Here is a 23,905-nt window from a genome sequence, read left to right as displayed (position 1 = left end):
AGATTTTTAGATTGTTAGATTGTCAGGTTTTTGAAACATGAAACTTAAAACATGAAACTTGAAACATGCAGTTTTTAGCTATTACTTTAAAAAGTCAATAGAAACATTATTTTTGGCTAATGATTCGTTTTCTTTTGCTAATGCATAAGCACTTTCGTCAAATTCGGTGTTAATGTCTTTTTTAGCACCAATGGATAAAAGATATTTTAAGATAGAGTCGTCTTTGGCAACCATAGCCGCTTTGTGTAAAGCTGTTAAACCATCCTTATTTTTAGCATTAACGTCAATGTTTAAAGGCGCTAATTTTTTTACCAGAGTCAGGTCGTTTTTAGCAATCGCAGAATGGTAGAGTGAACTTCCGTCTTTTTGTACAGCTGCTAAGTTTAGTCCTTTTTCCTGTAGTAATTTTATTTTTGCTTCGAATGGATCCTGAGCAGCATTAGCTTCACGGCCCATCGGACGGTAAGATTGTACTAAATATACTCCCAGATTGTTTCCGTCTTTGTCTTTTACATTTACATCAGCACCTTTGCTTAATAAAGTTGCAACAGCTTCAGCTGCACCTGATCTTACGGAGAAAGTCAATGCCGATTCGCCTTTGGTGTTTTGCAGATTGATGTTTTTGGTAACCGGTAATAGTTTTTCTAATGCAGCAGTTTCTCTTGCTCCGGCAGCGATCATTAGTGGTGTATTTCCATCTTTGTCGATTTTGTTTGCATCAACACCTTTAGCTAAAAAGTAAGCAATTATCTCTCCCTGATTTGGTTTGTTTGCCAATAAATGAAGTACATTTTCTCCGGACTTACTAGTCGCAGTAGCTTTTAATTTTACTTCTTCTACCAAATATTTATAAGTTTCAAGAGTATTGGTTTCTCTACGTGAACCTTGTGCTGCGATTAGAAGCGCATTGTCAGTTGGTTTTACTTTTCGGTCTAAAAGTTTTTTTAGAAGAGCAATATTTCCTGTTCTTGCTGCATAATCGAAAGCAGTACTTCCGTTAGCATCAACATCTTTTAAAGACAATCCTTTTGATACTAAATAATCCGTTAAAACAAGATCTTTATCTGATGCTACAGCCATTAGTAATAAATTTGCACCATCGGCATATTTTTTCTTTGGATCAATTCCGGCTTTGAAAAAAGCATCGTACAAAGCGGTATTGGTTTGACCGTTTGAGGCAGCAAAAGCGATCGGAGTAGTAGCATGGCTGTCTTCAAGATTAATATCAGAACCTTTTGCAATAAGGTAATTTACCAGTTCAAGATTTCCTCTGTAAGCAGCCCAATGCAGGTAAATACGGTTGTCGTGAGTTAATTTAGCGATGGTATTACCGGGCTGGTCCAATAAGAATTTTATAGAAGCGATAGGAGCATCATTGTTGATCGCAACAACAGTCGCATCAAAAGCGTTAGCATTGGGTACTGTCGGACTATTTCCTTTTGCAATTTCAGCTTTAACCGCATTTACATCCGGTGCTGTTTTCCAAAATGATTGTTCTAATAATATGTTTTTTTGCTGAGCACTAACAAATAAAGAAGCGACTAATGCAAAAGAGAGAAAGAAATTCTTTTTCATATTGTAAGATTTACTATTTTTTAAAAATGAGTTAGTTTTGGTACACTACTGAAATAGCTTGAGAAGTTCAATCTATTTAGAATAGTTAAAAATAACGCAAATGTAAAAATTAATATTAGTAAATCAATGTATTTGCTGAAGAAACTCCAATTTTAATCTTTTTTTAAGGATTAAAGATTGAAATATTCAGAAAAGTAAAAACCACAGTTTACAATCTCAGCTTACAATCTCAGTTTGCAGTGACAGTTTACAGTTTCAGTTCGCAGTCTCAGTTTGTAGTTTACATTTTACCGGTTTTGTTAGGTGACTATTGTTTTCCTTTTTTTCCTTCGATGTTTGGTAAGAAACTGGTCAAAACACCAATTAAAGGTAAGAAAGCACAAATTTTAAAGACATACTCAATGCTGGTAGTATCGGCTAGTTTTCCCAGTACAGCAGAACCTAATCCTCCCATACCAAAAGCCAAACCAAAGAAAAGACCGGCAATTAAACCTACTTTTCCGGGAACTAATTCAGTAGCGTAAACCAGAATTGCTGAAAAGGCTGAGGATATGATTAATCCAATAATTACCGATAAAATTCCAGTCCAGAAAAGCGAAACGTAGGGCAATAATAATGTAAACGGAGCAACGCCCAAAATAGAAATCCAGATGATATATTTTCTTCCGAAACGATCGCCTAATGCACCACCAAACAATGTTCCGGCAGCTACTGCACCAAGAAAAGCGAAAAGATAAATTTGTGATTCCTGAACTGATAAATGAAACTTATCAATCAGGTAAAAAGTATAATAACTGGTCATACTGGCCATGTAGAAGTATTTTGAAAAGATCAGAACCAATAAAATTCCCAAAGAAATTATTACTTTTCGCTTAGAAAGGGAGTGGTGTCTTTCTTCAGAAAGAGCCGATTTGTTTTTTGCCTTCAGATTCAAATGTTCCTGATACCATTTGGCAATGCCTGAAAGTATTATAATGCCAACAATAGCAGCTAAGCAGAACCAGATAATATTAAACTGTCCGTAAGGAACAACAATTATCGCCGCCAATAATGGTCCGATAGCGCTTCCGGCATTTCCGCCCAGTTGAAAAATAGATTGGGCCAGACCTCTTTTTCCTCCTGAAGCCAGATGGGCAACCCTTGACGATTCGGGATGAAATATAGACGAACCAACACCAATTAAGCTTACCGCAAGTAAAATATTGATAAAGCTGGAAGCTATCGCAACTGCCGCTAGACCCACGAGGGTAAAACCCATACCTATTGCCAGCGAATACGGACGCGGCTTTTTATCGGTATAAAAACCAATGAAAGGCTGTAAAATTGAAGCTGTTAGCTGATAGGTCAGGGTAATAAGTCCGACTTCAGTAAAACTCAAGTTAAATTTGGTTTTTAAAATGGGGTAAACGGCAGGAATTACAGCTTGTAACATATCGTTAATGAAATGTGTAAAACTGATCGTGAACAAAATGGAGAAAACGGTTTGCTGAGCTAATTGCTTAGACTCTGTAAGGGTATTGGTAAAAGTAGTTTCTGTTTTCATAAGTAATAACAGATCAGATCATCTGATGAATATGGGTAAAAATTAGTAATTGATATGTCCTATAATTTTTGCGACAGTATTCCAGGCCTTTTTAGGATCCTGTGCAATAATATTTTCTAAAAGTTGTTGGTGTACGGCTGATGTTTCCTGGAATATTTTGGTATCACCATAAAGATGCAGGAATCCTTTTTTAAGATGTACGGAAGCAGATTTGTAAAGATCCGCCAGAATTTCATTTTTTGAAGCTTTTGCAATTGCAATATGAAATTGTATATCCGCTTCTACACATTCTTCCAGATTTCCTTCTTTGGCAGCGATCATTCTGTTGAGTAAATGCTCTTTCATGGCAGCGATATCGTCATCAGTTCTGTTGATTGCTGCTTTTTCAGCAATTTTCATTTCGAGTATTTGTCGAACTTCGTCCAGATCCTGAACATTGGCGCGCATGATACGCTGATCCATTGGTTCGCGTGTACTGGTTAATCGCTCTACAAAAGTACCTACACCTTGCTGAATACGTAAAAAACCTGAGTTAGCAAGCAATTTCATCGCCTCACGTATAGACGAACGGCCTACACCAAAACTTTTCATCAACTCAGCCTCAATGGGTAATTTTTCATTAATTTTATAATGACCCAAGGTAATTTGCTCCTGTATTTTTGAAGCAACTTCTTCTGCAAGCGATTTTTTTTGGATTAGTGTTTTCATGTAGGTATCACATCATCTGATGATTGCAAAAATAAAAGAATAATTGTAGAATCAACCATTATTAAGTCTTTTTTATGATTTAATGGATAGGCTGATGGTAGGGAATTAGGGAGGTTTCACGGGTTATTGATTGCTTTTCAGTTGGTTATGTCCTGATGTGGTTTGTTTTAATTTGAATCTCTTAACAATAAAATTGTATAACTTTTCGGGTGAATTGTATAAAATTTTTCAATTTGAAATACAGAAATTTGAAGTTGATACCCAAATATCAATTTTTAACTAAATCTACTGTACATGAAAAATCTAAAACACATTGTGCTTATTTCGGGCGTATTCTTTACTTTTCTGAGCTGTTCAAATGACAAAGAAACACCATCTAATCCCGGTACGATTACAAACCCTGTAGAAGGCAATCCTGCGAATACAGCTTACAAACCTGCTTTTGCAGGACAAACCCGAACTAATGGTGTGCAGACCAATACGGCATTTGAAGCTAAGGTTATTACGAGTGCGCTCACAAGCCCTTGGGGAGTTAAAAGTCTTCCGGATGGCCGTTTGTTAGTCACTCAAAAATCTGGTACTATGCGCATTGTTACAACTGCGGGAGAGGTAAGTGATCCTATTACCGGTATTCCTGCTGTAAATGCAGGAGGACAGGGTGGTTTGTTGGGTTTATGTCTGGATCCTGAGTTTGTATCGAACAGAATGATTTATTGGGTATTTTCAGAAGCTGCTGGTGGAGGAAATAACACGGCAGTGGCCAAAGGAAAATTATCGGCTAATGAGAAAACAATCGAAGGAGCGACGATTATTTACAGAGCAAAGCCTGCCAATGCAAGCACACTTCATTATGGAGGGCGTATTTTGTTTGATAAAACGGGTAATCTGGTTATTAGCACCGGAGAACGGTCGGTTTTAGAAACAAGGCCTTTGGCACAATCGCTTACATCAGGTCTTGGAAAGGTGGTAAGAATTACAAAAGAAGGTCAGCCGGCATCGGGAAATCCAGCTTTTAGTCAGACAGGAGCATTGCCTGAATTGTATACCTACGGACACAGAAACCCTCAGGGATTGGCGCTTCATCCAATTAGTGGTGAAATCTGGCTTTCGGAACACGGACCACGAGGAGGAGATGAAATCAATCGCTTAAAGGCTGGTGCAAATTACGGATGGCCAACCATTACGTACGGAATTGAATATAGCGGAGAAAAAATAGGCGCGGGAATTCAGCAGCAGGATGGTATGGAACAGCCGGTTTATTACTGGGATCCGGTAGTCTCGCCAAGTGGTATGACGTTTTACAGCGGTAATCGCGTTCCGGAATGGCAGAACAATCTTTTTATTGGGGCTTTAAGCGGAATGCATATCGTACGTCTTGCAATAGATAATAATAAAGTTGTAGGTGAGGAAAGGCTTTTGGCTTCAGAAAATCAACGATTCAGGGATATTACTCAAGGAAATGACGGGGCTTTATATGCGGTTACGGATGGTGGCAGGTTGTATAAGATTGATAAAAAGTAACGTTTGAGTTTTGATAGTAGGAATAAAAAGTGGTGCTGTGAGGCACCATTTTTTTGTTGGTATAAAAGTGTTTTTTTAGATTGTTGGATTTTAGATTAGCGATTTTTAATTTTTGACTTTTAATTTTTAATTTAAGATTTAAGATTATTGATGAGATTGTCCGTTTGATAGTAGTGGTTTTAACACGCACAATACATTTTTAGTCTATTATTTTGATAGGTTAATAAAAGTTTTACTCGTTTTTGTCTTGAAATTAAAAATAACTCATTAAATTTGCCGCATCAATGAGAAAAAAGAACCAGAATAGAAGCTATTGTAACAGCAACATGATGATGTGCTGCGGTCCTGTTATGAGGTTAATTGATCTGGCTTACCTATAAAATAATAGTATTTATTTAAGAAGCCTTTCATGATTTTTTGAGAGGCTTTTTTGTTTTTAAACTTGAATTACGGAATGATTGAATTAAAAAATGTCACTAAGAATTTCCATCAGAAGGATCGAATAGTTTCCGCCTTATCGGATGTTTCGCTTACGGTTCCGCCCGGGAAAATTTTTGGTGTGATAGGAACGTCGGGAGCAGGAAAAAGTACCTTAATTCGATGTGTGAATTTGTTGGAAAGACCCACTTCGGGAGAAATTATTGTAGACGGAAAAGCATTAATGCAATTGTCTAATGCCCAACTGGCGGTAGAGAGAAGACAGATTGGAATGATTTTTCAGCACTTTAATTTACTTTCGTCACGTACAGTTTTCGAAAATGTTGCTTTTCCGCTGGAACTTGTCGGAGCCTCTAAAGCCGAGATCAAAAGTCGTGTTTTAGAATTGCTTGAACTGGTAGGATTGAAAGAAAAGGCCAGTGATTATCCGGCAAGTCTTTCGGGAGGCCAAAAACAAAGGGTTGCCATTGCACGTACACTGGCCAATAATCCGAAAGTACTTTTATGTGATGAGGCTACAAGCGCACTGGATCCTGCAACTACAAGATCGATTTTAAACTTACTGAAAGATATCAACCGTCGTTTGAACATTACAATTCTTTTAATTACGCACCAAATGGAAGTCGTGAAATCGATCTGTGATGAAGTAGCGGTAATCAGTCATGGAAAATTAATTGAGCAGGGAAGTGTCGGGGAAATTTTTGCAGATCCGAAACACGAACTGACCAAAGAATTTATCGCTTCGTCTTTGCATCTTGATGTTCCGCAGGTGTATCAGGAAAGACTGCAAAAGGAAGATGGTGCGGGATTGAATCCGTTACTTAGACTTGAAATGACGGGTAAATCGGTTAACGAGCCTGTTATTTCGGAGGTTTCGCGTTTGTTTGATACCAATTTTAAGATTGTCAGCGCACAAATGGATCAGGCAGGAGAAGTTAATTTTGGTGTGATGCTGATCGAATTGTCAGGTAAACGTGAAAATTATGATGCTGCAATCCAGTATTTTATTTCAAAACATATTAAAACAGAAATCATAGGTTATGTCTGAATCCATTATTGAATTATTATTAAAAGGTACCTGGGAAACTATAGTGATGACTTTTGTCTCTGGTTTTTTTGGTTTTTTGCTTGGACTTCCAACGGGTGTTTTACTTTTTCTGACCAGAAAAAATCAAATTTTAGAACAGCCGGTTTTGAATCGGTTTTTATCGGTTTTAGTGAATGTTTTTCGTTCCATTCCGTTTATCATCTTAATTGTATGGATGATTCCGTTTACACGATTGCTGGTAGGGACTTCCATTGGTGTAAGTGCAGCATTGGTTCCGTTAAGTATTGGGGCAGCTCCTTTTATTGCCAGATTGGTTGAGAATAGTCTTTTAGGACTTCCGTCAGGGCTAATCGAGGCAGCAAGAGCACTAGGGGCAACACCTCTGCAAATAGTATTTAAAGTGTTGCTTCCGGAAGCTTTGCCTTCTTTAATCAATGCCGCATCGATTACTTTAATCACACTTGTGGGATATTCTGCGATGGGTGGAGCAGTTGGAGCAGGTGGTCTAGGGCAGGTTGGGTACCAGTACGGTTATATAGGTTATGATGCTGTAACGATGAACTCGGTTTTGGCTTTGCTGGTTGTGCTGGTATTCCTGATTCAGTTCGCAGGCGATGCATTGTCTAAACGATTTGACCATAGATAACGTTTAATTGAGAGCGAAGAAGAAAGAGTAAAGAAGAAAGAGTAAAGAAGAAAGAGTAAAGAAGAAAGAGTAAAGAAGAAAGAGTAAAGAAGAAAGAGTAAAGAGTTAAAATTATAAATAGTAGAAGGATGAATAATAAACTAAATTTTTTAAAATTAACAGGAATTGTGGCATTGTCAATTGTGGTGTCCAATTGCGGAAAAAGTAAAGATAACGACCCGCACCATATTAAAGTTGGAGTAGCGGCCGGTCCGGAATATGTGGTGGCTCAGGCTGCTCAAAAAGTAGCCAAAGCCAAATACGGTCTTGAGGTAGAATTGGTTTCTTTTAACGATTATGTGATTCCAAACGAAGCGTTAAGTCAGGGAGATATTGATGTTAATGCTTTTCAGCACAAACCTTATCTAGACGAGCAATCAAAACAGCGCGGATACAAACTGGCGATTATTGCCAAGACCTTCATTTATCCAATTGCGGCTTATTCAAAAAAGATCAAAAGCTTGTCGGAATTGAAAAACGAAAGCACAATCATTATTCCAAATGACCCGACAAATGGAGGACGTTCCTTATTGCTTTTAGAGAAAAACGGTTTACTGAAACTTCGTCCAAATGTAGGTTTATTGCCTAAAGTAACGGATATCACGGAAAATCCTAAGAATCTTAAAATATTAGAATTAGAAGCTCCGCAATTGCCACGTGCTTTAGACGATCAGAATGTAGCGGTAGCGATTATCAATAATACTTTTGCTTCACAGGCAGGACTGGTTCCGGCCCGTGATGCCCTGTTTGTAGAGGACAAAGATTCGCCTTACGTTAACTTAATCGTGAGCCGTGATGACAACAAAAAAGAAGAAAAAATAAAACAGTTTGTAGCAGCTTTTCAATCTGCCGAAGTAGAGCAGGCGGCTGTTCGCGAGTTTAAAGGCGGAGCAGTAAAGGGCTGGTAATTTTTTTTGGAAATATAGGGAGGCCGGATAGTTCTTTTTTTTAATCGGGTAAAACCTTGCAGTTTTATAATGCGTAATGATTTTTTAATCATTGCGCTTTTTTTTTGGTTAAAATCGACGTGGTGAAATCTGTTTTTCTATTGCTTTAAGATTTTTGGTTTGTTTAGTGTTTTTTTTTGTAATACTACCAAGTGTTACATATTTAAGCTTATTTATTTCATTAATGCTTCCAGTTGTTGATTTTGTTTGTGTTTGATTATTTTATTAGCTTAAATTAACTGAATATTAACAAGAATAAAGATACTTTATAGAGTATAAAAATTAAGTGTGTGATCAGGTCCTGCCATTTAATTAACCAAAAGACTAAACCGTAAAGCCTTATGAAAAAATGCTATCTGTTACCCATTTTAACTTTCTCCTTCTTTACCTATTCTCAAGACATTCTCTGGGAGAAATCATACGGCGGACAGCATGCCGACTATTTGTTCGACGCACAGCCCACAGCCGATTACGGCTTTATTCTGGCAGGAAGTTCCTTATCTAACAAAACCGGAAACAAAGACGACGATAATCATGGAGATTTGGATTACTGGATCTGGAAAATGAGTGAAAAAGGAGATCTGGTCTGGCAGAAAAGTATAGGCGGAAGCGGATTTGATTTGCTCCAGAGTATTAAAAACACCAGAGACGGCGGATTTATACTTGCAGGAACTTCTGATTCAGGACTAGGCTTTCAAAAGAAAGATAGCTGTAAAGGTCTTACTGATTTTTGGGTCATCAAATTAGATGCCTCGGGCAGTGAACAATGGCAGAGAACGATTGGTGGTACAGGGAAGGACGAACTCTTATGTGCTTTTCAAACCAAAGATGGTGGTTATATGTTAGGAGGCTCCTCGAGTTCCGATTATTCCGGTAATGTACGTGCTGCTACAAACAGTATGTCCAAACCCACCACAAAAGCAGATCAGTTTAATAAATCAGAGAAATGCCGTGGCAATATGGACTATTGGATTGTCAAACTGGACAAACAGGGTGATGTCGAATGGCAAAAGACTTATGGAGGAAGTTATAGCGACGTACTGAGAAGCATGGAGCAAACGACAGACAACGGCTATATTCTGGCGGGCTATTCCAACTCCCCCGTTTCAGGTGACAAAACAGAAAACAACAAAGGAATCGGAGATTACTGGATCCTCAAAATAACGGATACCGGTGAAATTCAATGGCAAAGTACTTATGGAGCCGAAGGAGACGATCAGCCCTATGTGATCCATCAGACTGCCGATGGCGGTTATATTGCAGGAGGAAATTCCAACAGTAAAAATGCTCTGACCACTATGGGCGGGATAGTTGGAAACGGAACCGATTACTGGATCCTGAAACTCGATAAAGACGGAGGTGTGGTATGGAGTAAAACCTATGATTTCGGAAAAACAGACATTCTCACTTCTCTGGTGGAAAACAAGGACCAAAGTTATCTCATAGGCGGTTATGCCCAAAGCGAAAGCAGGCGCCCTCGCGAAGGGATTGTGGCCAAAGCACTTAACTCCGTCAGTAAAGAAAAAGAAGGTATCAACGACTATATCGCGATGAAGATTGACGATAAAGGAGAAGAAATCTGGAACAAAACCGTAGGCAGTGCCGGAGAGGATATTCTCAGGAAGTTAATCGAAACCCGAGACGGAGGGTATCTCATGGCAGGAACCTCCAATTCGACTGCCTCAAGAGATAAAAACGGCAGTATAGGAGGCAATGATTTTTGGGTGGTAAAGCTCAAAGACAAAACAAAAGTGGAAAAAGTAAAATCCAGTATCGAAGCCATTCCGAATCCTGCATCCACTTACACCAATATTATCATAGGCTATGATTTTAAAGAAGGTACGGCCGCTTTGATCGACATCGCCGGACGTACTTTGCAGGAATTTGACATCAACAGCAGGACCGTTCCTGTTAATCTAAGCCAGTACCCTGAAGGAATCTATATTATAAAAGTCAGAACAGATGTGAAAACAGAATCTGTGAAAGTGATTAAATCGGTAAAGTAAATTAAAATATCAATTATTAAGAATAACTATGAAAAAGAAAATAGTACAATCTGTGATAAGTTTATTTTTCTGGGGTATTGCATTGGGGCAACAACCGTTTGATCCTATGAAAGTTATTCAACCGTCACCAACAGCAGCCTCATTAGGAGTCTATGGAAATAACCCCGTCAATTACTATAATGGAACTGTCGGAGTAACCATTCCAATTTATGAAATAAAGATGTCAAATCAAGTTTTACCCGTAAAATTAGATTATTTTTCTTCTGGTGTAAGGGTTGCTGACAATGCAAGTTGGGTAGGTTTAGGCTGGTCTCTTTCAGCGGGAGGTGTAATAACGAAATCAGTCAAAGGCGGTGATGATTTATTTGGTACATCTTCATCTCAAGTGGGTTACTACAATGCGGATAAATTACCAAATAAGTTTGATGTTTTATCAAATGATTTTTTTAATTTAAGTAGCTATAATCAAAATTATCTGAACGATTTTGATCAGGGTTGGATAGATTCGGAACCTGATATTTTTCATTATAATTTTGCTAACTATTCAGGTAAATTTGTTTTAGACAAACAGATTAATGGCTCGCTCGTTTATAAAGACCAGGCAAACAATCTCAAGATGCAATATCTTCAGCAGACTGACAATTGGTTGGTTACTGATGGATTGGGGTATAGGTATTATTTTAATACCAGAGAGCGTGTTCAAAATTTTTACAAGACTATAGATGGCGGAGATATACCTAATGATTCTCAAATTGGAGCTTTCGATAACTATGTGATTAATGGGAATCCCTTAATTACCATGTCCTGGTACTTGAGTTCAATAGTGACTCCTACGGAAGAAGTGATAAGTTTTACCTATCAGACAGAGCCACTTAGACAGAGTATGAGCTTAATTTCTAAATCAGAAGAAGAATATGATCAGGAAAAACTTGTCGCCCAAACTGCAACCATGTCAGGGAAATTTTCAGCTAAATATCATCGTTATACAGGATCAAAACAATTAATCTACGATGTATATCTTAAACAAATTAATTTTTCGGAGGGTAGCATCATATTTAACACTACCAATAGAGATGATATTGAATACCTCGGGACGGATAAACCACAGAAGTTATCTCAAATTGTTATTAAGGATATAAGTGGTAATGTATTAAAAAAATACAGTTTTAATTACAGTTATTTTTTGTCAAATACCTCTGAAACTATATTAACTAATGATTATACAAACAGAAGAAGACTTAAATTAGATGCTGTTGTAGAATTAGCGAGTAATGATCAATCAAAACCTCCCTATATTTTAGATTATTATAATGCAGATGATCTTCCTTATAAGTATACAAAAGCAATAGACCATTGGGGGTATTACAATGGTAAGTCTTCAAATAATACGCTTTTACCAACTAAAATAATTCCTTCTGTTGAAAAGTTCTGGAATGGAGCGGATCGATCCGCGAATCAAGTAAACACAGAAGCGATAAAAGGAATGCTTTCATCAATAACTTACCCAACTGGAGGCAAGACTAAATTCAATTATGAACTAAATGAGTATCATAATTTGAAAGGAGATGACCAGTATGTTTTACAGCCACAAACCGTAATGGCTAATTCGATGATAGGAAAATACTCTGAGGCGTTTGATCTTGCTGTTATAGACACTACAATAGTAACGTTAAAAGGTACTTTCAAAAAAAAAAGGAGATTTAATATACATTGGAGATTATGCTCATTTGTATAAAGACGGAAATTTGATATATCAGTTTTTAGAAACTACTGAACAACCATCAGGTCAATATTCGAATCCCCAAACTTTAGATTTTATAATCTATCCAGGACATTATACAATGGATATTAGAAACATTGAAGGAATAACTTCTTCTATAACTGCTAGTTGGAGTAAAAAAACTTTTGTAACACAAAGAAAAGGAGGAGGGGTAAGAATTCAGAAAATAATGAATTTTGATAGTAATAATAGTATAATCGGAGTAAAGAAATTTTTATATAATAATACAAATGGTTCGACAACAGGTAAACTTATTGAACCGCTTATTTACGATTTTCCAATATTTGCAACTGATTACACTCGTCATGATGATGAGTGGCCAGGAGGACAGGCCGGATTGGATGGTTCTTTAGGTTACTACACTTATATTTATAGGGTTCGTATGTCAAATTCTACTTCAGCTTCAAATCTTGTGCAAAATCCGGGAGTAGTTGGTTACGATAGAGTCATTGAGTTAGATGGGGAAAATGGAGAGAATGGAAGAACAGAGTACTATTATCATAACATTGAAGATGTTTTACCGTCAAGGATTCTGCCGTATATCCCCCTTATTCATAATCCTAAAAACGGGAAAGTCAGTAAGATTATTTATTTTAATGCTGTAGGAGATTCCATTAAAAAGAATGAATATCAATATACATTAAAAGATACCAAATATATTCAGGGATTAACAAAAGAAACAATGTACCCTGAAGCCAGAAGACCAAATCCTAGTCCATATTATGTAAATACATCTATTTTAAGATATTATAATATTCCATCATATTGGATTGTTTCCTCTGAAGAGATTGAAACTCTTTTTAATAGGGGGCAAAATGGAACAACTGTTACAAAAAGATTCTACTATGATAATTATATACATCTTAATCTAACAAAATCAGAATTAGTATTAAGTGAAGGCAAGATAAAGGGAACTAAATATATATACGCGCGAGATTCTGAAGCAAGTAATTTGCCTTTTGTGTCTGAAATGATAAATAGCAATATGATCAGTATTCCATTAAAAAAACAAATTTTTAATGAGAATGATATATTATCAGAACAATTAACAGTTTATGATAAAAGTACGTCAACGAGTAATTTATTGCTTCCAAAAGCGATATATGCAGCTAAGTTTACAAATGGACTCCTTAATATTCCTAATATAGGTAATCTTGAAAAGAAAATTACGTATGATCAGTATGATGATAAGGGAAACATTCTGCAATATACACCTGAATCAGGAGTATCGACGTCTATAATCTGGGGATATAATAAAACACAGCCTATTGCCAAAATTGAAAATGCATCTTATAGTTCGATCCCGGCAGGAACCATAACAAACTTACAGGAGCTTTCAAATGCAGATACAGATAATTGCATGTCAGAGAGTTGTACCGAACAATTATTTAGAAATGCTTTGAATACATTAAGAAATTCTCTTCCAAATGCTTTTATTACCACTTATACTTATAATCCATTGGTTGGAGTAACCAGTATAACAGATCCGAAAGGAGTACCTTCTTATTACGAATATGATTCTTTTGGCAGATTGAAATTTATAAAAGATCAGGATTTAAATGTACTTCAAAAATATTGCTACAATTATAAAGGTCAGCAAACAGATTGCAGCGATAATACTTCAACCACCGAGTATTTCTATAAAAGTGCAGCCAGAACCGGATCGTTTACCAGAAATAATTGCCCTGTGGGAGGAACAGGACAAAGTGTGAGTTATAGTCAGGATGTTGGGGCATATATTTCGACCATTTCACAAGCTGACGCAGAGAGCAAAGGATTAGATAAATTTAATACCGAAGGACAAATTTATGCTAATGCAAATGGTGGTTGTACTTTTTACAGTGCCGCAATAAGCCAATCTATTACTAAGAATAATTGTGCAACAGGAGGAGTAGGCTCAAGCGTTGTTTACAGTCAGCCTTATGGTACAATGTCTTCTAATTCTTCACAAGCTGATGCTGACGATAAGGGATTAATTAAGTTTAACACTGACGGGCAAAACTATGCTAATACAAATGGAACTTGTACTTTTTCTAGCGTTAGCATAACAGGAAATTTTATCAAAAACAATTGCGTTGCAGGAGGTGTTGGACAGGTAGTTAGTTATACGCTTCCGGCAGGTTCAAAAACATCGACTGTTTCCCAAGCCGATGCAGATTCTCAAGCAGTAGCCTTGTTTAATACAAATGGAGAGGTAAATGCTAATACCGTCGGAGTTTGTACCTTTTCAAGTGCAAGTATAACGGGTACATTTACTAAAAATAGTTGCCCTGGAGGAGGTGTACCACAAGTCGTTAGTTATACGCTGTGGGCAGGGGCAAAAACATCGACTGTTTCTCAGGCTGATGCAGATTCCCAAGCAGCAATCTTGTTTAATATAAATGGGCAAGCAAATGCGAATGCTGTAGGAACCTGTACTTTTTCTAGTATAAGTATGACTGGGACATTTACTAAAAATAATTGTCCTGTTGGAGGTGTTGGGCAGGTCGTAAGTTATACACTTCCGGCAGGTTCAAAAACATCAACCGTTTCTCAGGCTGATGCAGATTGGCAGGCATTAGCTTTATTTAATACCAATGGACAGGCAAGTGCTAATGCAACAATCATTTGTACTTTTTATAATAAAGCTAAAAGTAAGAGTTTTGTACAGAAGAAGTGTCCCAAAAAAGGCAGTATCACACGTACCGTTCCTGCCGGGAAATACAGTTCTAAAATTTCCCAACAAGATGCAGATGCAAAAGCTCAGAAGGAAATTGATGAGTTTGGAGAAGATGTCGCTAAAAGTAAATGTTAACAGATTTCTCTATAAACCTTTAAAAATAGGACTCTTATGAAAATATATATACCAGGAGTAATTTTATTATTCTTTATAAGTGCAGGTATCAAAGCCCAGACTTTAAGCAATGACAACTTTGTATACACACTTGCTCCAAAAAAAGCGGTTAAGGCAGCAAATCTAAGTGCGTTGACCAAAGATGAAATGAGTCAGAATGTGACGTATTTTGACGGATTAGGCCGCCCGATACAAACTATTGCTATTGGTCAGGGAACAGGAGGCAAAGACATTGTAACACCTATGGAGTATGATGGTTTTGGACGACAAGCCATAGAATACCTGCCGTATGCAGTGGCTAACGGAAGCAACAATTACCCCAAGATCGACCCGACAGCAGCTATAAATGCCGCAACTGTCTTTTATAGTACTGAAAAGTATGACGATACCCCAAATCCTTTTTCTCAAAAAGCATTTGAAGCATCACCACTAAACCGTGTTCTCAAACAAGCCGCTCCGGGAGCTCCCTGGGCAATGGACAATGGACATGAAATTAAAATCGATTACCAGTCCAATACTACTGCCGATGCCGTAAAAAAGTACAAAGCCAATGCTATTTGGCAGGCAGGCTTAGGATTGTACGACATTAGTTTTTTAGATGAAGGAACGTATGCTGAAGGGAAATTGTATAAAACAGTGACCTACGACGAGAATACAACAGCAAACCCAAGTGAGTCATCAGGCTCTACAGTAGAATTTAAAAACACGGAAGGACAAATCATTCTTAAAAGAACCTACAATTCAGGCAACCGACACGATACGTACTACGTTTACGATATTTATGGCAATCTGACTTATGTAATGCCGCCAAAAGTAACGGGTGCGGTTAATGATGATGTTTTAAACGGTTTATGTTACCAGTACAAATACGATTATCGCAATCGTCTGGTCGAGAAAAAACTGCCCGGTAAACAATGGGAGTTTATAGTCTATGACAAACTCGATCGCCTTGTAGCAACCGGACCGGCTTTTTCGCCTTTTAAAGATGAAACCGCCGAAGGCTGGCTCATTACCAAATATGACGCCTTCAGCAGACCTGTTTATACCGGCTGGAGCAGTCAAACCTCAAATTCAGCTACCAGAAAGGCATTACAGGATGCCCAAAATACTGCTGCCGTTTTATTTGAAACGAAACAAAGTTCAGGAACCATAGACGATATACCGGTATACTACAGCAATAACATTGCTCCAACGAACTTTAAACTCTTAACGGTTACCTATTATGACGACTATGCTTTTCCTAATGCTGCGACCAAACCCGTAACCATCGAAGAGCAGCCTGTCTTAGACAATGCCAAAGGTCTGGTGATCGGAAGCTGGACAAGAGCCCTAACAATGGCATCAGAAACATTGGGAGAAACTACTACTACTTTTTATGATAGAAAAGCCAGAGCAATAAGTACACGAACTCAAAATTATCTAAGCGGTTATACCAATATCGACAGCAAACTTGATTTTATTGGAAAGTCACTCTATACCATCACCAAACATAAACGTACCTCAGGAGATACCGAGCTCACCATAAGAGAGGAATATACCTACTCGCCACAAGATCGTTTGCTGACTCACACGCATCAAATCAATGGAGGAACAGTAGAACTTTTAGCAGAGAACACTTATGATGACTTAGGACAATTGATCGTTAAAAATGTTGGAAACAACACAGCAAGTCCTTTACAGAGAGTATATTATAGCTACAACGTCAGAGGTTGGCTCACCGGAATCAACAATGTTGAAAACCTACAGCAAGACACAGATCCGTTGGATTTGTTTGCTTTTAAGATTAATTACGACAAACAACCAGGCAACTCACAGGTTCAGGCCTTGTATAATGGAAATATTTCAGAAACCTATTGGAAGACCAACACAGATCTTACCAAGCGTTCTTATGGCTATCAGTACGACAATCTGAATCGTTTAACTAATGCCATTTACAGCAAGCCAAACGATGCCATTCCGATTTCAGGGGCCTATAACGAAAGTTTAAGTTACGATAAAAACGGAAACATTAAATTCCTGCAGCGATATGGAGCTAGTGACGCTCCGTCTATTGTTTTTCAGACCGATGATTTAACTTATGGATATCTGAATGAAAACTCGAATCAATTAACCAAAGTAACCGACGGTCCTGCCGGAAATGATAGCGAAGGCTTTAAAGATGGTAATAAAGCAGATGATGATTTTACTTATGACGCTAATGGAAATATGATTACCGATAAAAACAAAAACATCACTTCTGTCACTTACAACCATTTGAATTTACCCGTAAAAATTACTTTTGCGACCACTGGAAATATTGAGTACATTTACAATGCAAATGGCGTAAAACTGAGTAAAACGGTCAATAAAGGTACTTGTATCACTACCATTACAGACTATTTAGGAGGATTCCAATACGAAAGTATGGCCAATAAATGTAAAAGACCAGGTGGAGGATATTATGGAGTACTGAAGTTTTTCCCAACTGCCGAGGGTTATGTAGAGCCTTCCGCAGGTTCTTATAAATATGTGTACCAGTACAAAGATCATTTGGGTAATATACGATTGAGTTATGCTAAAAATCCGGTTACGCAAGTTCTTGAAATTATTGACGAAAATAATTATTACCCTTTTGGATTAAAACACAAGGGGTATAATGATTATGTAGCTACGAGTAATAAGTATAAGTATAATGGAAAGGAATTGCAAGACGAGCTGGGGCTTAACTTCTACGATTATGGTTCGAGATTATATGATCCTGCAAGAGTTGGTTGGACTACGATAGATCCTTTAGCTGAAAAAATGAGAAGATGGTCTCCGTATAATTATTGTTTTGATAATCCATTAAGATTTATTGATCCTGATGGAATGGCTCCTTATGATTGGAAAAAAGACGCAAATGGAAATATGGTTTTTGACCCTAATCTTAATAGTGGGAATTTGCTAACTCAATTAAAAAGTGGAGAAAAATATATTGGAGCAACTCACACTGAAAAAGTTTCTAATGATGCAGGTAACTATGATCTTAATTATAATGCGGATGGGAGTATATTATCATCAGATAATTATGATGCATCGAGCGATGGTTTAAGAATTTTTGGAGTTGGTGGAGATGCCGTGGCAGGAAGTGGAGATTTGGGAAGCGATCGAGGATCTGGTTCAATACAAGCCGATACAGGTGATCAAGGTACTTTATTAGATTTAGGTCAAATGCTTGGAAGTCTTTTAATGGATGGTTTAATGGCAAATCCTTTAACTATGAGTATAGGTATTAGTCTTAAGTATGGTGATTCTAAAAAGGAATCGACAACTGAAACAACGACTCCATCCGCACCTGAAAAAGTCACAATGTCATTACAACATTATTCAGTTTCAGATATTCCAAACAATAAGTCGAGTGTAAGTAAAGTTGGCTCACATGATACTTTGGTATATCCGTCACAAGTACGAAGCATTAATGAAATTAATAAAAGGAATTTTAAACGTGAACAACAAAAATCCGATTCTCTTAATACAGTGAAAGGATTTTGAAAATTTTAGTTATGAAAAGAACCAAAAATATTTTGTTATTAAGTTTTCTAATTTGTCTAACATCTTGTAAAAAAGATTCCAATGACATAAAGTTAGATAAAGAGAAAAGTTTTTATGTAAATATAAATTTCCCGGATACGGTTTATCGTAATAGTTCATACAACGGGAAAATAAATTATAGAAATGCCTTAGATACTATTACTGTAAGTTTAAATGATCCCAAAAAATATAGATTTATAGATTTTGCTTTTTTAAGGACAGATAATATTAGTTATAATGAAGATTATTTAAAGAAAATTGTAACTGATACATTTACTTCTGAAAATAATAGAATAATTCCATTATACAATATTTTTTTTAATAAACTTGGGGTTAATTATATTGATGGAATAATTACTGATCAAGTAAGTATAGAAGGTGGAGGGACAGATAAATATGGGAAACCTATGACTCGAATTATTACAAATGAGTTTAGGGTAAATCATAAAGTTATAGTAATTAACAGACCCGAACCAAAGTCAAACCTTTAAACTGATGAATGTCTAGGACTTTGCTCTTGATTCTGTTGTAGATTCACCAGCGGAGACTAGGCTTTTTTAGTGTTTTCACAGCCCAGTCAGCAAATCAGGCTGTTCCGTCGCGACCAACTTTGGAGTTTTTTCCAACGGCTGAAGGGTATTATGATAACATAGATAAAAAGTATGTTTACCAATACAAAGATCATTTGGGTAACATACGATTGAGTTATGCTAAAAATCCGGCAACGCAAGTTCTTACCATTATTGATGAGAATAATTATTATCCTTTTGGATTGAAACACAAGGGATATAATGATTATGTAGCTACGAGTAATAAGTATAAGTACAATGGAAAGGAATTGCAAGACGAGCTGGGGCTTAACTTCTACGATTATGGTTCGAGATTATATGATCCTGCAAGAGTTGGTTGGACTACGATAGATCCTTTAGCTGAAAAAATGAGAAGATGGTCTCCGTATAATTATTGTTTTGATAATCCATTAAGATTTATTGATCCTGATGGAATGGCTCCTTATGATTGGAAAAAAGACGCAAATGGAAATATGGTTTTTGACCCTAATCTTAATAGTGGGAATTTGCTAACTCAATTAAAAAGTGGAGAAAAATATATTGGAGCAACTCACACTGAAAAAGTTTCTAATGATGCAGGTAACTATGATCTTAATTATAATGCGGATGGGAGTATATTATCATCAGATAATTATGATGCATCGAGCGATGGTTTAAGAATTTTTGGAGTTGGTGGAGATGCCGTGGCAGGAAGTGGAGATTTGGGAAGCGATCGAGGATCTGGTTCAATACAAGCCGATACAGGTGATCAAGGTACTTTATTAGATTTAGGTCAAATGCTTGGAAGCCTTTTAATGGATGGTTTAATGGCAAATCCTTTAACTATGAGTATAGGTATTAGTCTTAAATATGGTGATTCTAAAAAGGAATCAACAACTGAAAGTACAATGTCAACGAGTCCGGAAATGATAAATATGCAGATTCAAAATTATTCAACAACTGACCCTATAAGAGGAAATGATTCGCAAGTTCATGTAGGAAAACCTAGAGATACATCTGTTTTACCTTCAGATTCTGCAATGATTAATACTTTAAATAAGCAAAATTATAAAGCAAAAATGCAAGAAGCACAGAGGAAAACTTTAATATACAAACAAAATCATTAATATCATGAAGAGAATCAATTTAGTCTTTTTTATAATTTGTTTTTGTGTAGTTTCTTGTAAAAAAGAAGATGACAAATCTCAAAAAATTGTTCATGCAAGATTTTCTTTCAATTTTCCTGATACAGTCGTAGTAAATAAATATTATGAAGGAAATATTAATTTTAGAGGAGATTTTGATACAGTAACAACTGTTTTGAATAAAGTTATAAATAAAAAAGGGAGAATGATTGAGTATAGCTTTATTAAAACACAAGTACTGACAAATGATGAAAATAATTTAAAAAAAAGTACAAAAGATACAATGTTTGCTAGGTCAAATATTAGTATTCCATTATTTACAAAATTTGATAAATTAGGAATAAATTATATTGATGGTATTATTAAAGACGAAGTCTGGATAGACACTAAAGAAATAATAAATGGAAAACAAGAAAAAAGAATTAGAATTATAAGTAATGAATTTAGGGCTACTCATAAAGTTTTTGTGATAAGAGAAAAATAAAGATAGTGTTCTCCCGATGCCCCTGTTCCGCAAAGTGTAGCTGCTGTGCCAAGGTCTGTGACTTCGCTCCAACTGCCGAAGGTTATGTAGAGCCTTCCGCAGGTTCTTATAAATATGTGTACTAGTACAAAGACCATTTAGGTAACATACGATTGAGTTATGCTAAAAATCCGGCAACGCAAGTTTTTACTATTATTGACGAGAATAATTATTGCCCTTTTGGACTGAAACACAAGGAGTATAATGATTATGTAGCTACGAGTAATAAGTATGAGTACAACGGCAAGGAGCTTCAGGATGAGTTGGGATTGAATACTTATGATTATGGAGCAAGAATTTATACTCCCGATGCACCAAGATTTTGGCAGATTGACCCGTTGGCGGAAAAAGGTCGTAGATGGTCACCATATGCCTATGCCTTTGATAATCCAGTGTATTTTATTGACCCTGATGGTATGTGGCCAGATAATCCAATTACAGGTTTAATTAATAGAGCTACTACAGCAGTTAAAAATTATGTTGTCAATAAAGTAAGTACTGTTGTCTCAAATACTAGAAATATTCTTTCTCATAAAGCTAGTATTATGTTAGATAAAATAACACCTGATATTAAAATAGGAAAGGCTGAAAAGGCTCAAAAAGCATTTGGTTTTGGTGTTAGTTTTACGACCGAAGGAGGAAAACAGGGAGGAATGGTTAGTGATCAGGCTGGAAGAGATACTCCGCAAGTAGATATGAGTGTAATAGTTGGGCTAACTGATGTTTATGGTCCGCCGACAACTGTTCCCGGTGTAGTTCCTGATGGCAGTAATCCTTTTGTGAAGAGTCCAGATGGCGGAGATGAAGTAAAATCCGAACCAACAATGAAAACAGAAAGTAGTGAAGTTCAAATATCAGTACCCAAGGTGACACTTGACGCAAGTGGTAACGGTTCAAGATCAGCTACTAAGTTTTTTAAAGATACTATTGTCAATAAAAAAGATTCTGCAAGAGTAACTAATGAGGCTAAAAATATACAACAAAATGATATCAAAAATTTCAATAAAAAATATGGAACGGATTTTTAAGATAATTAGCTTTGCAGTTACCGTATTGCTTATAACTTCATGTAATAACAAGAAAGAAGAAAATCCAAATCAAGATTTAAAAAGTAATTTAAGCAAAAGTAAAATTTTATTTTGTAGTTTTCCTGATACAGTAAAAGTAAATAAAGTTATTGACGGTAAACTTCAATATGATGTGAGTAATGTTGATTCTGTTATAACTAGCAGCAGGTTTTTAGTACTTCTATTATCAACTAATGTAAATAAAGAATTGGCCGATTATGATGAAGTAAATAATAATCGTTTATTATCCTATGTTGATTCATTAAATACAGGTAAATTTGAGTTTAAGGCCGTTTTTGAAAAAAAAGGTAAGCAAATGCTAAATATAGTCATACGCGATCATAAATTTTTGAAAGCACAAAAGAATATACCACAAGACAAAATGATCTTAAGAACCAGTGATTGTTTATTCTCGAAAGAGGTCTATGTCGTTGATTAAAAATATAAGTACAATAATAAAGAGCTTCAAGACGAGTTAAACCTGAATGTTTACGATTATGGCGCAAGGAATTATGACCCTGCACTTGGTCGTTGGATGAAGATTGACCCGTTGGTTGAAGTATCGAGACGTTTTTCTCCATACACTTACGCTCTTAATAATCCTGTATATTTTAATGATCCTAATGGAATGAAAGCAGAAGCAGGGCAATCAGGAAATTATTATGATTGGGATGAAAAACAGTATAAAAATAAAGATACTGGAAAAACAGTAGATGCAGATGTAGCTATTGCAAGTCATATGGATGATAATGGATATGATGAAAAAGGTAATCAAGTAAATAATAAAGGAGGTGATACAACTGATTATTTATATGGTAAAGGTGGAAAGATCATATCTTCAACTTCTGTCAAGTTAAAAAATATTTCGCAAGGAGAATTTGGTAGTAATGGCGGAAAATTAAGAGGTTATGGTTTTAAGGGTTGGAAAATGGCTACTGGTAATTCGGAGTCAATGGAATTTAGTTCACCTATTTTTCCTATGAGTGCTGTTCTGAAGCCTTTTTTAGGAGCATTGCTTGGTACAACAAAAATAGCTGGTACTAGTGTTTTTAGAGCAGTTGATGCAACAGAAAGAGGCATTATTAATAGTACAGGAAAATTTTCATTTGAAGCGGGAGTATTAGAATCTAAATATTTTGCACAATCACTACAAGATGCTCATTGGTATGGTAAAGGATTGTATCCAAATGGATATTCAATCATAGAAGCAACAGTCAAAAGTCCAGTCGATGCTAGTCAATATTGGTTTCCACATATTGATATTGGAGCATTTGTTTTTCCAGCTGAAACTTTACCATATATTATTCCTAAATAACAATATTTATGCTTACTGAAAATAGAAAATATAATTTTATTGGTGAATTAGATCTTAAAAGAAGTAAACTTTTAGGAGAACAGTCAAGGCCAAAAGATGATAAAGTAAATTGGTTTTTTGCTGAAATTGGAACAAAGCATTATAGTTTTGTTTATAAAATTGAATGTCCTCAAGATGCGAAATATCTTGATCCTTTTAATGTCTTTTTAGCTTTTACAATGTTTGATTTAATAAAAGACATTGTTAGAATTGGAGGTGTTTACCCTGTTTTTAGAGGAGAAGAGAGAATTGGAATTCTTAAGATCACATCCCAGCTCTCCGAAGAGTTCTTGTAAGGTACTGATTATGGAGCACGTAATTATGACCCTGCACTTGGTCGTTGGATGAACATTGACCACATTTGTTGACCCTAATGGTAATTATGAGGTTGATGGTCATTACTGGACTGTTTACTTAGCGGCGTTATTAGCAGGTAAATCAAATGCTGGTGAATTGGCTTATAAATATGTTTATCAGTATAAGGATCACTTAAGGAAGATCAGATTGAGTTATGATAATGGGCTTTTATTTCGCAATTCTAAAACCTATAAATTAATCAACAAATGTCAATGTTATGAATATTGGCTTTTTTTGTATTTTAGCTCCGTTTAAAAAATAAAGACTGACATCAGTTG

19 protein-coding genes and 1 pseudogene are annotated in these 23,905 nt (G+C 36.2%); 17 read left to right on the top strand and 3 right to left on the bottom strand.

What is annotated here, in order from left to right; all coding sequences use genetic code 11:
* Positions 1 to 81 precede the first annotated feature (81 nt).
* The 3 genes from OLM58_RS20320 to OLM58_RS20310 all read right to left on the bottom strand — a co-directional run bounded on the left by OLM58_RS20320 (position 82) and on the right by OLM58_RS20310 (position 3,826).
* Positions 82 to 1,575: an ankyrin repeat domain-containing protein gene (locus OLM58_RS20320; protein WP_264530388.1), complete on the bottom strand. Its 1,494-nt coding sequence runs from the start codon at positions 1,573 to 1,575 to the stop codon at positions 82 to 84.
* 307 nt (positions 1,576 to 1,882) lie between these two features.
* Complete coding sequence (locus tag OLM58_RS20315) at positions 1,883 to 3,118, bottom strand: MFS transporter (RefSeq protein ID WP_264530387.1); 1,236 nt, start codon at positions 3,116 to 3,118, stop codon at positions 1,883 to 1,885.
* 42 nt (positions 3,119 to 3,160) lie between these two features.
* Positions 3,161 to 3,826: a FadR/GntR family transcriptional regulator gene (locus OLM58_RS20310; protein WP_017495667.1), complete on the bottom strand. Its 666-nt coding sequence runs from the start codon at positions 3,824 to 3,826 to the stop codon at positions 3,161 to 3,163.
* A 294-nt stretch (positions 3,827 to 4,120) separates the two neighbouring features.
* On the opposite strand from OLM58_RS20310, the gene OLM58_RS20305 reads away from it, so the two are divergent.
* The 17 genes and pseudogenes from OLM58_RS20305 to OLM58_RS20225 all read left to right on the top strand — a co-directional run bounded on the left by OLM58_RS20305 (position 4,121) and on the right by OLM58_RS20225 (position 23,882).
* Positions 4,121 to 5,347 carry a PQQ-dependent sugar dehydrogenase gene (locus OLM58_RS20305; protein ID WP_264530386.1) on the top strand — a complete coding sequence of 409 codons (1,227 nt, stop codon included), beginning with the start codon at positions 4,121 to 4,123 and terminating at the stop codon, positions 5,345 to 5,347.
* 454 nt (positions 5,348 to 5,801) lie between these two features.
* On the top strand, positions 5,802 to 6,833 hold the full coding sequence (gene metN, locus OLM58_RS20300; protein ID WP_264530385.1) for a methionine ABC transporter ATP-binding protein MetN: 1,032 nt from the start codon (positions 5,802 to 5,804) through the stop codon (positions 6,831 to 6,833).
* Complete coding sequence (metI, locus tag OLM58_RS20295; protein ID WP_264530384.1) at positions 6,826 to 7,479, top strand: methionine ABC transporter permease MetI; 654 nt, start codon at positions 6,826 to 6,828, stop codon at positions 7,477 to 7,479. Before metN ends, metI begins: the two co-directional genes overlap by 8 nt.
* Before the next feature lie 128 nt (positions 7,480 to 7,607).
* Positions 7,608 to 8,426, top strand: a complete 819-nt coding sequence (gene metQ / locus OLM58_RS20290) for a methionine ABC transporter substrate-binding lipoprotein MetQ (RefSeq protein WP_264530383.1) — start codon at positions 7,608 to 7,610, stop codon at positions 8,424 to 8,426.
* Between the two features lie 380 nt (positions 8,427 to 8,806).
* Entirely contained in the window at positions 8,807 to 10,471 is a 1,665-nt protein-coding gene (locus tag OLM58_RS20285) for a T9SS type A sorting domain-containing protein (RefSeq protein WP_264530382.1), read from the top strand.
* A gap of 106 nt (positions 10,472 to 10,577) precedes the next feature.
* The gene (locus OLM58_RS20280) at positions 10,578 to 12,206 is read left to right on the top strand and encodes a hypothetical protein (protein ID WP_264530381.1); all 1,629 of its coding nucleotides are present in this window, start codon (positions 10,578 to 10,580) and stop codon (positions 12,204 to 12,206) included.
* A 10-nt stretch (positions 12,207 to 12,216) separates the two neighbouring features.
* Entirely contained in the window at positions 12,217 to 15,045 is a 2,829-nt protein-coding gene (locus OLM58_RS20275; RefSeq protein WP_264530380.1) for a DUF5977 domain-containing protein, read from the top strand.
* Between the two features lie 36 nt (positions 15,046 to 15,081).
* Positions 15,082 to 18,594, top strand: coding sequence for an RHS repeat-associated core domain-containing protein (locus OLM58_RS20270; RefSeq protein ID WP_264530379.1), 3,513 nt, complete (start codon positions 15,082 to 15,084; stop codon positions 18,592 to 18,594).
* Positions 18,595 to 18,605: 11 nt separating this feature from the next.
* Positions 18,606 to 19,124 carry a hypothetical protein gene (locus OLM58_RS20265; protein WP_264530378.1) on the top strand — a complete coding sequence of 173 codons (519 nt, stop codon included), beginning with the start codon at positions 18,606 to 18,608 and terminating at the stop codon, positions 19,122 to 19,124.
* A gap of 119 nt (positions 19,125 to 19,243) precedes the next feature.
* Complete coding sequence (locus OLM58_RS22105; protein ID WP_319802356.1) at positions 19,244 to 20,308, top strand: RHS repeat-associated core domain-containing protein; 1,065 nt, start codon at positions 19,244 to 19,246, stop codon at positions 20,306 to 20,308.
* Positions 20,309 to 20,312: 4 nt separating this feature from the next.
* The gene (locus OLM58_RS20255) at positions 20,313 to 20,810 is read left to right on the top strand and encodes a hypothetical protein (RefSeq protein ID WP_264530377.1); all 498 of its coding nucleotides are present in this window, start codon (positions 20,313 to 20,315) and stop codon (positions 20,808 to 20,810) included.
* A 152-nt stretch (positions 20,811 to 20,962) separates the two neighbouring features.
* Positions 20,963 to 21,877: an RHS repeat-associated core domain-containing protein gene (locus tag OLM58_RS20250; RefSeq protein WP_264530376.1), complete on the top strand. Its 915-nt coding sequence runs from the start codon at positions 20,963 to 20,965 to the stop codon at positions 21,875 to 21,877.
* Complete coding sequence (locus tag OLM58_RS20245) at positions 21,834 to 22,355, top strand: hypothetical protein (RefSeq protein WP_264530375.1); 522 nt, start codon at positions 21,834 to 21,836, stop codon at positions 22,353 to 22,355. Before OLM58_RS20250 ends, OLM58_RS20245 begins: the two co-directional genes overlap by 44 nt.
* Positions 22,356 to 22,397: 42 nt before the next feature.
* A pseudogene (locus OLM58_RS20240) lies at positions 22,398 to 22,487 on the top strand (hypothetical protein); the annotation flags it as partial.
* A 57-nt stretch (positions 22,488 to 22,544) separates the two neighbouring features.
* The gene (locus OLM58_RS20235; protein ID WP_264530374.1) at positions 22,545 to 23,231 is read left to right on the top strand and encodes a hypothetical protein; all 687 of its coding nucleotides are present in this window, start codon (positions 22,545 to 22,547) and stop codon (positions 23,229 to 23,231) included.
* An 8-nt stretch (positions 23,232 to 23,239) separates the two neighbouring features.
* Complete coding sequence (locus tag OLM58_RS20230; RefSeq protein WP_264530373.1) at positions 23,240 to 23,566, top strand: hypothetical protein; 327 nt, start codon at positions 23,240 to 23,242, stop codon at positions 23,564 to 23,566.
* A 55-nt stretch (positions 23,567 to 23,621) separates the two neighbouring features.
* On the top strand, positions 23,622 to 23,882 hold the full coding sequence (locus OLM58_RS20225; protein WP_264530372.1) for a hypothetical protein: 261 nt from the start codon (positions 23,622 to 23,624) through the stop codon (positions 23,880 to 23,882).
* Positions 23,883 to 23,905: the final 23 nt, after the last annotated feature.

Origin of the sequence: Flavobacterium sp. N502540 (assembly GCF_025947365.1) — a bacterium.
Lineage (GTDB): Bacteria > Bacteroidota > Bacteroidia > Flavobacteriales > Flavobacteriaceae > Flavobacterium.
This window is presented reverse-complemented; position numbering and strand designations above follow the sequence as displayed.

Coding starts and splice junctions, on each gene's coding strand:
- OLM58_RS20320 (WP_264530388.1), bottom strand. CDS start 1,575: ATGAAAAAGAATTTCTTTCTCTCTTTTGCATTAGTCGCTTCTTTATTT.
- OLM58_RS20315 (WP_264530387.1), bottom strand. CDS start 3,118: ATGAAAACAGAAACTACTTTTACCAATACCCTTACAGAGTCTAAGCAA.
- OLM58_RS20310 (WP_017495667.1), bottom strand. CDS start 3,826: ATGAAAACACTAATCCAAAAAAAATCGCTTGCAGAAGAAGTTGCTTCA.
- OLM58_RS20305 (WP_264530386.1), top strand. CDS start 4,121: ATGAAAAATCTAAAACACATTGTGCTTATTTCGGGCGTATTCTTTACT.
- metN (WP_264530385.1), top strand. CDS start 5,802: ATGATTGAATTAAAAAATGTCACTAAGAATTTCCATCAGAAGGATCGA.
- metI (WP_264530384.1), top strand. CDS start 6,826: ATGTCTGAATCCATTATTGAATTATTATTAAAAGGTACCTGGGAAACT.
- metQ (WP_264530383.1), top strand. CDS start 7,608: ATGAATAATAAACTAAATTTTTTAAAATTAACAGGAATTGTGGCATTG.
- OLM58_RS20285 (WP_264530382.1), top strand. CDS start 8,807: ATGAAAAAATGCTATCTGTTACCCATTTTAACTTTCTCCTTCTTTACC.
- OLM58_RS20280 (WP_264530381.1), top strand. CDS start 10,578: ATGAAAGTTATTCAACCGTCACCAACAGCAGCCTCATTAGGAGTCTAT.
- OLM58_RS20270 (WP_264530379.1), top strand. CDS start 15,082: ATGAAAATATATATACCAGGAGTAATTTTATTATTCTTTATAAGTGCA.
- OLM58_RS20265 (WP_264530378.1), top strand. CDS start 18,606: ATGAAAAGAACCAAAAATATTTTGTTATTAAGTTTTCTAATTTGTCTA.
- OLM58_RS20255 (WP_264530377.1), top strand. CDS start 20,313: ATGAAGAGAATCAATTTAGTCTTTTTTATAATTTGTTTTTGTGTAGTT.
- OLM58_RS20245 (WP_264530375.1), top strand. CDS start 21,834: ATGATATCAAAAATTTCAATAAAAAATATGGAACGGATTTTTAAGATA.
- OLM58_RS20235 (WP_264530374.1), top strand. CDS start 22,545: ATGAAAGCAGAAGCAGGGCAATCAGGAAATTATTATGATTGGGATGAA.
- OLM58_RS20230 (WP_264530373.1), top strand. CDS start 23,240: ATGCTTACTGAAAATAGAAAATATAATTTTATTGGTGAATTAGATCTT.